Annotated in this window: 7 protein-coding genes; 1 reads left to right on the top strand and 6 read right to left on the bottom strand. The window is 67.0% G+C overall.

All coding sequences use genetic code 11. The features are described from left to right. The 6 genes from fmdA to urtA form a co-directional block, all read right to left on the bottom strand. Positions 1 to 1158 (bottom strand): formamidase (fmdA, locus tag L995_RS03070; protein WP_047469044.1); only part of this gene is annotated, 1158 nt, incomplete at its 3' end. A 36-nt stretch (positions 1159 to 1194) separates the two neighbouring features. Further along, positions 1195 to 1884 carry an urea ABC transporter ATP-binding subunit UrtE gene (urtE, locus tag L995_RS03075; protein WP_043789393.1) on the bottom strand — a complete coding sequence of 230 codons (690 nt, stop codon included), beginning with the start codon at positions 1882 to 1884 and terminating at the stop codon, positions 1195 to 1197. A gap of 20 nt (positions 1885 to 1904) precedes the next feature. Then, a complete protein-coding gene (urtD, locus tag L995_RS03080) occupies positions 1905 to 2648 on the bottom strand; it encodes an urea ABC transporter ATP-binding protein UrtD (RefSeq protein ID WP_016450222.1) in 744 nt (247 codons plus the stop codon). A gap of 19 nt (positions 2649 to 2667) precedes the next feature. Then, the gene (gene urtC, locus L995_RS03085) at positions 2668 to 3864 is read right to left on the bottom strand and encodes an urea ABC transporter permease subunit UrtC (protein WP_017407726.1); all 1197 of its coding nucleotides are present in this window, start codon (positions 3862 to 3864) and stop codon (positions 2668 to 2670) included. Between the two features lie 72 nt (positions 3865 to 3936). Further along, the gene (gene urtB, locus L995_RS03090) at positions 3937 to 4851 is read right to left on the bottom strand and encodes an urea ABC transporter permease subunit UrtB (RefSeq protein WP_047469050.1); all 915 of its coding nucleotides are present in this window, start codon (positions 4849 to 4851) and stop codon (positions 3937 to 3939) included. A 110-nt stretch (positions 4852 to 4961) separates the two neighbouring features. Further along, on the bottom strand, positions 4962 to 6227 hold the full coding sequence (gene urtA / locus L995_RS03095; RefSeq protein WP_012202159.1) for an urea ABC transporter substrate-binding protein: 1266 nt from the start codon (positions 6225 to 6227) through the stop codon (positions 4962 to 4964). Positions 6228 to 6441: 214 nt separating this feature from the next. Between urtA and L995_RS03100 the strand changes: the two genes are divergently transcribed. Next, positions 6442 to 9701, top strand: a 3260-nt coding sequence (locus L995_RS03100; protein ID WP_047469053.1) for a hybrid sensor histidine kinase/response regulator, incomplete at its 3' end; no start/stop codon positions are given.

Raw genomic sequence — 9701 nt, forward strand, 5'->3', positions numbered from 1 at the left:
CCGCGTGAAGTCGAAGATCTCCGTGGGCAGCCACAGCGTGGCGCAGGCATTGGGCACGTCCACCACGCCGCTGATGTGGCCCTGCACGGGCGCCGTGCCCAGCAGCGAGTAGGCCTGGGCACCGCTGTAGCCGAATTTCTTCAGGTACTCGATGGCGTTCAGGCAGGCCTGGCGGTAGGCCACGGTCACGTCCAGGTAGTGCTGCTTGCCCTTTTCGTCCACCGAGATGCCTTCGAAGATCAGGTAGTCCTTGTAGTTGGGCGTCATGGGGCTGGGCTTGAAGATGGGGTTCTTGATGCCGTACTTGGCCATGCCACCCTTGATCAGCGAAACCTTCATGTGCACCCAGCCGGCCATCTCGATGGCGCCGCAGAAGGTGATCTCGCCATCGCCCTGGCTGAAGTGCAGGTCGCCCACGCTCAGGCCAGCGCCGTCCACGTAGACGGGGAAGAACACGCGCGAGCCGCGCGAGAGGTCCTTGATGTCGCAGTTGCCGCCATGCTCGCGCGGCGGCACGGTGCGCGCGCCTTCGGCGGCGGCCTTGTCACGCGCCTCGCCCTGCATCTGGCCCATGTGGGCGGTGGTGGCGTTGGGCGGGTTGGCCAGGCCGGGGATGCGGTCGGGGTCGGTGGCGATGAGGCCGGTCTCGCGCTCATTCCAGCTGGCCAGCATCTTGGGGTCGGGCAGGCAGCCGATCAGTCCCGGGTGGATGAGGCCTGCGAAGTTGACGCCGGGGATGTGACGGCTCTTGGTGAACATGCCGTGGAAGTCCCAGATGGACTTCTGGGCCAGCGGGAAATGCTCGTCCAGGAAGCCGCCGCCATTTTGCTTGGAGAAAAAGCCGTTGAAGCCCCAGAGGCTGTCGTCGCGCGCGCCGATGTCCAGCAGGTCCACCACCAGCAGGTCGCCGGGCTCGGCGCCCTTGACGCCCACGGGGCCGGACAGGAAGTGGACGGTGGACAGGTCCACGTCGCGCACGTCTTCGGCGCTGTCGTCGTTCTTGATGGCGCCGCCGGTCCAGTCATACGTCTCCAGCTTGAACTCCGCGCCCGGCTCCACCCAGACCGCCATGGGGATGTCGGGATGCCAGCGGTTGTGCACCTGCGGGTTGTCGTAGGGGGACTGGTTGAGATCGACCTTGATCAGGGTTTCGGCCATGGTGTGCTCCTTGCGATGGCAGTGGGAAAAAACGGATCAGACGGAGAGGTAGGACTTGATGCGCTGTTCATCCGTATCAGCACGGGCCGTCTCATGGACCAGGCGGCCGCCCTCGATGACGAACAGCCGGTCGGCCACATCCATGGCGAAGGAAAGCACCTGCTCGCTGACCACGATGGTGATGCGGCGCAGCTTGCGGATCTCGTTGAGCGCCTTGGCGATGTCCTTGATGATGGAAGGCTGTATGCCCTCGGTGGGCTCGTCCAGCAGCAGCACCTTGGGGTCGGTGACCAGGGCGCGCGCAATGGCCAGTTGCTGCTGCTGCCCGCCCGAGAGGTTGCCGCCCTTGCGCCGGCGCATGTCCCAGAGCACGGGGAACAGGGCGTAGATGTCTTCGGGCACCTGGCGCGACTTCGCGTTCTCCAGGCCCGTCTGTATGTTCTCTTCCACGGTCAGCGTGGGGAAGATCATGCGGCCCTGGGGCACGTAGGCAATGCCCTTGGCCACGCGCCGGAAGCTCTCGTCCTTCGTGACGTCCTGGCCGGCCACGGTGATCTGGCCGCTCTTGGCGGGCATGACGCCCATCAGGCTTTTGAACAGCGTGGTCTTGCCCATGCCGTTGCGGCCCATGATGGCCACGGTTTCGTTCTCGCGGCCCTCGAAGCTGATGCCGTGCAGCGCCTCGCTCTGGCCATAGGCCACGTACAGATCCTTGACTTGCAGCATGTGAATTCCTTGTGCGTGCCTCAGTGGCCGAGGTAGACGTCGATGACCTTGGGGTCGGCCTGCACCTTGTCCATGGGACCCTCGGCGAGGATCTTTCCCTGGTGCATGACGGTGACCTTGTGCGCGATGCGCGCCACGAACTCCATGTCGTGCTCGATGACGATGACGGAGCGGTTCTTGCAGATGCGCTGCAGCAGCTCGGCCGTCAGCTCGCGCTCGCGGGCGCTCATGCCGGCGATGGGCTCGTCCAGCATCAGCAGCTCGGGCTCCTGCATGAGCAGCATGCCGATCTCCAGCCACTGCTTCTGGCCATGGCTGAGCAGGCCGGCCTCGGTGTCCAGGCGCTCGTCCAGGCCGATGTCGGCGGCCACGGCCTGCACGCGATCGCGCACCGCCTCCGTGCACTTGAAGGCCAGCGCGCCGAAGACCGAGCGGCCTTCGGGGTAGGAGACCTCCAGGTTCTGGAAGACCGACAGGTTCTCGTAGATGGACGGCGTCTGGAACTTGCGCCCGATCCCCAGGCGCACGCGCTTGTGCTCGGCCATGCGCGTGAGTTCCTCGTTCTTGAACTTGATGCTGCCGGCCGTGGCGCGGGTCTTGCCGCAGATCAGGTCCAGCAGCGTGGTCTTGCCCGCGCCGTTGGGGCCGATGATGACGCGCAGCTCGTTCCTGTCGATGTACAGGTTCAGCGCGTCGATGGCCTTGAAGCCGTCGAAGGAGACCGTCAGGTCTTCCACGGCCAGCGTGAAGTCGGTATTGCTCATGGTGTGCTCCCGCTGTGGTTCAGGCGCCCTGGCGGCCCATGCCTTCGGACAGGGCGGACGTGGGCTTGGTGGCGGCCGGGGCAGGTGCTGCCTGGGCTCCCTGCGCTGCGGCAGGCGCTGCGGCCGGTGCCGCGCCCTTGCGGCGGCTGTTCCACCAGGGAACGATGCGGCTTTCCCACAGGCCGGCCAGCCCCATCGGGAAGGCCATGGTCACGCCGATGAACAGGCCCGCCATGAGGAACAGCCACAGGTCCGGGAAGCTCTCCGAGAAATAGGTCTTGCCCGCGTTGACCAGAAGCGTGCCGTACACGGCGCCCACCAGGCTCATGCGCCCGCCCACGGCGGCGTAGATGACCATCTCGATGGAGGGAACGATGCCCACGAAGCTGGGCGACATGAAGCCCACCTGCAGCGTGAACAGCGCGCCGCCCACGCCCGACAGCGCAGCGGCCAGGCAGAACACGAAGACCTTGAAATTGGCTACGTCGTAGCCGGAAAAGCGCACGCGGTCTTCCTTGTCGCGCATGGCCAGCAGCAGGGTGCCCACCTTGCCCGTCTGAATCCAGCGGCACAGCACGATGGCGCCGATCAGCAGGGCCACGCAGACGTAGTAGAGGATGTACTTGGCGCTGTCCGTGCGCGTGTCCCAGCCCCACAGGGTCTTGAGGTCGGTCATGCCGTTGACGCCGCCCGTGTAGCCCTGCTGGCCGATGATGAGCACGGTGACGATCAGCGCCACGGCCTGCGTGATGATGGCGAAGTACACCCCGCCCACGCGGCGCTTGAACATGGCGAAGCTGATGAGCCAGGCCAGCAGCGTGGGCACGGCGATGACGGCGGCCAGCGAGAACGGCAGGCTCTTGAAGGGCAGCCAGAACGAGGGCAGCTCGGTCAGCTGGTTCCAGTCCATGAAGTCCGGGATGCCGGGCGTGGACTGGATCTTGGTGCTGATGGGGTCGGACGCCTCCAGCTTCAGGAACATGGCCATGGCGTAGCCGCCCAGGCCGAAGAACACGCCCTGGCCCAGGCTGAGCACGCCGCCATAGCCCCAGACCATGACCAGGCCGATGGCGACGAAGGCATAGGTCAGGTACTTGCCGACCAGGTTGAGGCGGAAGATGTCCAGCGCCAGGGGCAGCACCACCGCCAGCAGGACGGTGAGCAGCACCAGGCTGGCGAGCTGGTAGCGCTGTATCCAGGCTTTGAGGGCTTGCATGGAATGACTCCGGTGAACTCAGGGGAAATCGGGGGAACGCGGGGGAATTCGTGGACAGGGCCGGCGCCGGGATCAGCGCCGCACCTTGGACGAGAACAGGCCCTGGGGACGCAGCATCAGGATGAAGACGATCAGCGACAGCGTGATCACCTTGGCCATGGAGCCCGCGAGGAAGAACTCGGTGATGGACTGCGTCTGCGCAATGCCGAAGGCCGAGACCACGGTGCCCAGCAGGCTGGCCGCGCCGCCGAAGGTGACCACCAGGAAGGCGTCCACGATGTACAGCGAGCCCGAGGTGGGGCCGGTGGAGCCGATGGTGGTGAAGGCCGCGCCCGCCACGCCCGCGATGCCGCAGCCGATGGCAAAGGTCAGGCGGTCGGTCTTCTTGGTGTCGATGCCGATGGCGTTGGCCATCACGCGGTTGCTGACCGTGGCGCGCACGCGCAGGCCCCAGCGGCTCTTGTGCAGCGCGATCAGCACGCCGGCCGTGACGGCCATGGTCAGCGCCAGCACGAACAGGCCGTTGATGGGAATGTCCAGCCCCTCGGCCGGCGCCCATGAGCCCATCAGCCAGTCAGGCAGGGTGGGGCTGACTTCCTTGGGGCCGATGAAGGTGCGAAAGCACTGCTGCAGCGCCAGGCTCACGCCCCAGGTGGCCAGCAGCGTGTCCAGCGGCCGCTTGTAGAGGTGGCGGATCAGCCCCCATTCCACCAGCCAGCCGGCCACGAAGGCGAACAGGAAGGCGGCCACGATGGCCAGCGGGAAGTAGTAGGGCATGAACTCGGGCGCGTGCTGCGCCGTGAGCGTGGAGCCCAGGTAGATGGTGTAGGCGCCAATGGTCATGAACTCGCCATGCGCCATGTTGATCACGCCCATCTGGCCAAAGATGATGGCCAGGCCCAGGCCCATCAGCAGCAGCACGGCGAACAGGCTCAGCCCCGCGAAGCCCTGCATCAGGCCGATGTTCATCATGTCGGAAAAACTCATGGTGCTGCTCCTGCGCGCAAGCCAATCGGGAGAGGGGGAAACGATTCACGCGGCAGCCCGCCCACCAGGCCGCAGGCCGCCGCGCATCACCTGCCTGAACGGATCAGGGCTTACTGGTAACCCTTGGGGAAGGGATCGGGTTTGATCAATTCCGGAGATTCCGAGACCACCTTGAACGTGCCGTCCGGCTGCCCCACGGCAATGCGCGACTTGCTCCACAGGTGGTGGTTGGCGTCCACCTTCACGTAGCCTTCGGGCGCGGTCTTGAGTTCCAGCCCCGGCGATGCGGCCACCACCTTGTCCACGTCGAAGCTCTTGGCCTTTTCCACGGCGGCCTTCCACAGCCAGGGGCCCAGGTAGCCGGCCTGGGTGACGTCGCCGATGACGGCGTTGGGGCCGTACTTGGCCTTGAAGGCGGCCACGAACTTCTTGTTGTTCTCGTTGTCCAGCGTCTGGAAGTACTTCATCGAGGAGTAGAAGCCCGTGAAGTTCTCGCCGCCCACGCCGGTCATCTCGTCCTCGGTCACCGACAGCGTGACCAGCAGTTGCTTGTCACCCGTGATGCCCGCTGCCTTGAGCGCCTTGTAGAAGGCCACGTTGGAGCCGCCCACCACGGCCACGAAGATGCAGTCCGGCTTTTGCAGCTTGATCTTGTTGACCAGCGAGCCGAAGTTGGTGCTGCCCAGCGGGTAGTACTCCTCGCCGACGACCTTGCCCTTCTGGAAGTTCTCGATGTGCTTGCGCGCGATCTTCATGGAGGTGCGCGGCCAGATGTAGTCCGAGCCGATCAGGAAGAAGGTCTTGGCCTTCTTCTCGGCCTTGGCCCAGTCCAGGCTGTACAGGATCTGCTGCGTGGCTTCCTGGCCCGTGTAGATCACGTTCTTGGACTGCTCCAGGCCTTCGTAGAAGGTGGGGTAGTACAGCAGGCCGTTTTCCTTCTCGAACACGGGCAGCACGGCCTTGCGCGAGGCGCTGGTCCAGCAGCCGAAGACGGCGGCGCAGCGGTCGTTGATGAGCAGCTTCTTGGACTTCTCGGCGAAGGTGGGCCAGTCGGAGGCACCGTCTTCCTTGATCACGCGGATCTTGCGGCCCAGGATGCCGCCCATGGCGTTGATCTGGTCGATGGCCAGTTGCTCGGCCTGGATGGAGCCGGTCTCGGAGATCGCCATGGTGCCCGTGGCCGAGTGCAGCTGGCCCACGACGACTTCGGTATCGGTCACGGCCAGCTTGGTGGTGTTGACCTGGGCCGTGGGCTGGGCGAAGGACCAGGCCGGCAGCCCGGCCACCGAGGCGGCGCCAAGCGCCTGCAGGACGCGGCGGCGGCCCATTTCCGTGCCGGGGGAACCAGGTGTGCGGGGGTCGGAGGGGTGGCTCATGGTGACTCTCCTGTAAGGATCGGTTGGGTGATCTGCAAGTGGCTGAAAACTGGCGTTGCGGTTACGGCTTGTTTCCGCGCTGGGTCCAAGATTAGGAAGAACCCTTGAAACCGCCCATACGTCAATTGACGTAGCCACCTGCGTACGCACCCCGGCTACCCCTCTTGCAAGCCGCGCCAGCATTGGCCCCGCACGTTTCTTGCTAGACCTGGGAATGCACTCCGCCCCCCCGCCCGACAGCCCCACCGGCACCGCAGCCGCGCCGCAGACCATCTTCCGGTTCCGGCGCGAATACAACGCCTGGGTGGCCGACGAGACCATGGAGGACTACGCGCTGCGCTACACGCCGCGCAGCTTCCGGCGCTGGAGCGAGTTCCGTGTGGCCAACACGGCCTTCGGCTCGCTGTCCTTCCTGGCGCTGGAGGCCATCGGCGGCGCCATTGCGCTGAACTACGGCTTCGCCAACGCCATGTGGGCCATCGTCACCGTGGGGCTGGTGATCTTCCTGACGGGGCTGCCCATCGCCGTCTGCGCCGCACGCTACGGGCTGGACATGGACCTGCTGACGCGCGGCGCGGGCTTCGGCTACCTGGGCTCGACCATCACCTCGCTGATCTACGCCGTCTTCACCTTCATCTTCTTCGCGCTGGAGGCGGCCATCATGGCGCTGGCCCTGCAGCTGGTGGTGGACTGGCCGCTGCAGTGGTGCTATGCGCTGTCGGCCCTGGTGGTGCTGCCGCTGGCCATGCGCGGCATCACGCTGATCTCGCGCCTGCAGGCCTGGACGCAGCCGCTGTGGCTGTTCCTGCTGGTGCTGCCCTTCGTGTGGATGGCGCTGGCCCAGCCCCAGCTGTACCGCGACTTCGCCAGCCTCACCGGCCTGCGCTCGGGCAGCAGCCAGTTCGATCCGCTGATGTTCGGCGCGGCGGCAGCCGTGATCTTCGCGCTGGTGGTGCAGATCGGCGAGCAGGTGGACTTCCTGCGCTTTCTGCCGCCGCGCACCCAGGCCAACCGGCTGCGCTGGTGGGGCGCGGTGCTGGTGGCCGGCCCGGGCTGGGCCGTGATGGGCATGCTCAAGATGGCGGGCGGCGCCTTTCTCGCGTTCGCGGCCATGCAGCTGCAGGGAGTGGACGCCACGCGCGCGGCCGAGCCCACGCAGATGTTCCTGGCAGGCTTCCAGCAGGTGCTGCAGGCCCTGGGCCTGCCGGGGCTGGCCGTGGCGGTGACCGTGGTCTTCGTGGTCATCTCGCAGGTCAAGATCAACGTGACCAATGCCTATGCGGGGTCGCTTGCCTGGTCCAACTTCTTCGCGCGCATCACGCGCAGCCATCCGGGGCGCGTGGTCTGGATGGTGTTCAACGTGGTCATCGCCACCTTGCTGATGACGCTGGGCGTGTTCGGCGCGCTGGAGAAGGTGCTGACCATCTACAGCAACGTGGCCATCGCCTGGGTGGGCGCGCTGGTGGCCGACCTGGTCATCAACAAGCCGCTGGGGCTGAGCCCGCCGGGCATCGAGTTCCGCCGCGCCCATCTGTACGACTTCAATCCCGTGGGACCCGTCGCCATGCTGCTGGCCGCCGCCGTGGCCTGCTGCGCCTATGCGGGCCTGCTGGGCGAGACGGCGGCCGCGTTCTCGCCCTTCATCGCGCTGGCGCTGTCCATGCTGCTGTCGCCGCTGCTGGCCTGGCTGACGGGCGGGCGCTACTACCTGGCGCGGCCCGCAGGCAATCTGTGGAAGCCCGGCGAGACGGTGCGCTGCGCCGTCTGCCAGAACCAGTTCGAGTCCGAGGACATGGCGCGCTGCCCGGCCTACGGCGCGCCCATCTGCTCGCTGTGCTGCTCGCTGGAGTCGCGCTGCCATGACCGCTGCAAGACCGGCTCGCGCGCGGGCGAGCAGCTGCGCGCGCTGGCCTCGGCCATGCTGCCGCCGCGCTGGGCCACCAAGGTGAACTTCCGCGCGGGCCAGTACCTGGTGGTGATGCTGTCGCTGTGCGCGGTGACGGCCTTCATGGTGGGCGTGGTCTACATGCAGGAAAGCCTGCAGGCAGGCAGCGTCGATGGCGGCGCGCTGCGCATCCCCTTCCTCAAGGTCTTCGCGCTGCTGGCCCTGCTGTGCGCCGTGGCCGCCTGGTGGGTGGTGCTGAGCACGGACAGCCGGCGCATGGCCCAGGACGAGTCCGAGCGCCAGAACCAGCTGCTGCTGCAGGAGATCGCCGCCCACAAGCGCACCGATGCCGAGCTGCAGGCCGCCAAGGACCATGCCGAGCAGGCCAGCCAGGCCAAGACCCGCTATGTGGCGGGCATGACGCACGAGCTGCGCTCGCCGCTCAACAGCCTGCTCGGCTATACGCAGATCCTGCTCAAGAGCCCGCAGGTCGATGGCTGGGTGCGCGAGACCCTGTCCACCATGCAGCACAGCGGCCAGCACCTGCGCGCGCTGATCGACGAATCGCTGGAGCTGGCCAGCATCGAGGCCGGCCGCCTGCGCCTGGACCTCGCCCCCCTGCCCCTGCCCGCGCTGATCGACGGCATCGAGGCCATGATGCGGCCCCAGGCCCAGGCCAGGGGGCTGCAGTTCTCGGTCGAGACGCTGGGCACCATGCCGCGCTGGGTGCGTGCCGACGCCAAGCGGCTGCGCCAGATCCTGATCAACCTGCTGTCCAACGCCGTGCGCTTCACCCAGCGCGGCGAGGTGCGGCTGCGCATGGATTTCCGGCCCCATGTCTCGCGCATCGAGGTCATCGATACCGGCATCGGGATCGAACCGCAGGACATGGAGCGCATCTTCGTGCCCTTCGAGCGCGGCAGCGCGGGGCGGCGCGTCAGCGAGGCGGGCACGGGCCTGGGGCTGACCATCACCCACCTGCTGACCGAGCTGATGGGCGGGCAGCTCACGCTCAGCAGCACGCCCGGCGAGGGCAGCTGCTTCACCGTGCGCCTGTACCTGCCCGAGATGGCGCCCGACGCGTCCTGGGTGCCCCCCGGCGCAGCCGCCACGCTGCACACCGTCATCGGCTATCTGCCGCCCCGGCGCACCCTGCTGGTGGTGGACGACCAGCCGCTGCAGCGCCAGCTGCTGGCCGGCCTGCTGCTGCCGCTGGGCTTCGAGATCCGCGAGGCCGCCAGCGGCCGCGAGTGCCTGGAGATCGTGGAGCAAAGCCTGCCTGACCTGGTGCTGCTGGACATCAGCATGGACGACCTGGACGGCTGGCAGACCGCCGCCCTGCTGCGCGCGCGCCGGGATGCGCAGCAGCTTCCCGTGGTCTTCGTCTCGGCCAACCTGTTCGACAACGACCCGCCGCGCCTGGCCGATGCGCATTGCCAGGGCTTTGTCGCCAAGCCGGTGATCGAGTCCGAGCTGCTGCAGGTGCTCGAGCGCGTGCTGCGGATCGAATGGGTGCATGACAACCGCCCGTTGCTGCTGCCGGCGCCGCGCGCGGAGCAGGCAGAGGCAAAGGCAGCGCAGGCGCCGGC

The sequence above is a fragment of the Delftia sp. ZNC0008 genome (assembly GCF_000799035.1).
Classification (GTDB): Bacteria; Pseudomonadota; Gammaproteobacteria; order Burkholderiales; family Burkholderiaceae_C; genus Comamonas; species Comamonas tsuruhatensis.

Excerpts from the sequence above, each read along its gene's own strand:
- urtE (WP_043789393.1), bottom strand. The coding sequence starts at position 1,884 with ATGCTGCAAGTCAAGGATCTGTACGTGGCCTATGGCCAGAGCGAGGCG.
- urtD (WP_016450222.1), bottom strand. The coding sequence starts at position 2,648 with ATGAGCAATACCGACTTCACGCTGGCCGTGGAAGACCTGACGGTCTCC.
- urtC (WP_017407726.1), bottom strand. The coding sequence starts at position 3,864 with ATGCAAGCCCTCAAAGCCTGGATACAGCGCTACCAGCTCGCCAGCCTG.
- urtB (WP_047469050.1), bottom strand. The coding sequence starts at position 4,851 with ATGAGTTTTTCCGACATGATGAACATCGGCCTGATGCAGGGCTTCGCG.
- urtA (WP_012202159.1), bottom strand. The coding sequence starts at position 6,227 with ATGAGCCACCCCTCCGACCCCCGCACACCTGGTTCCCCCGGCACGGAA.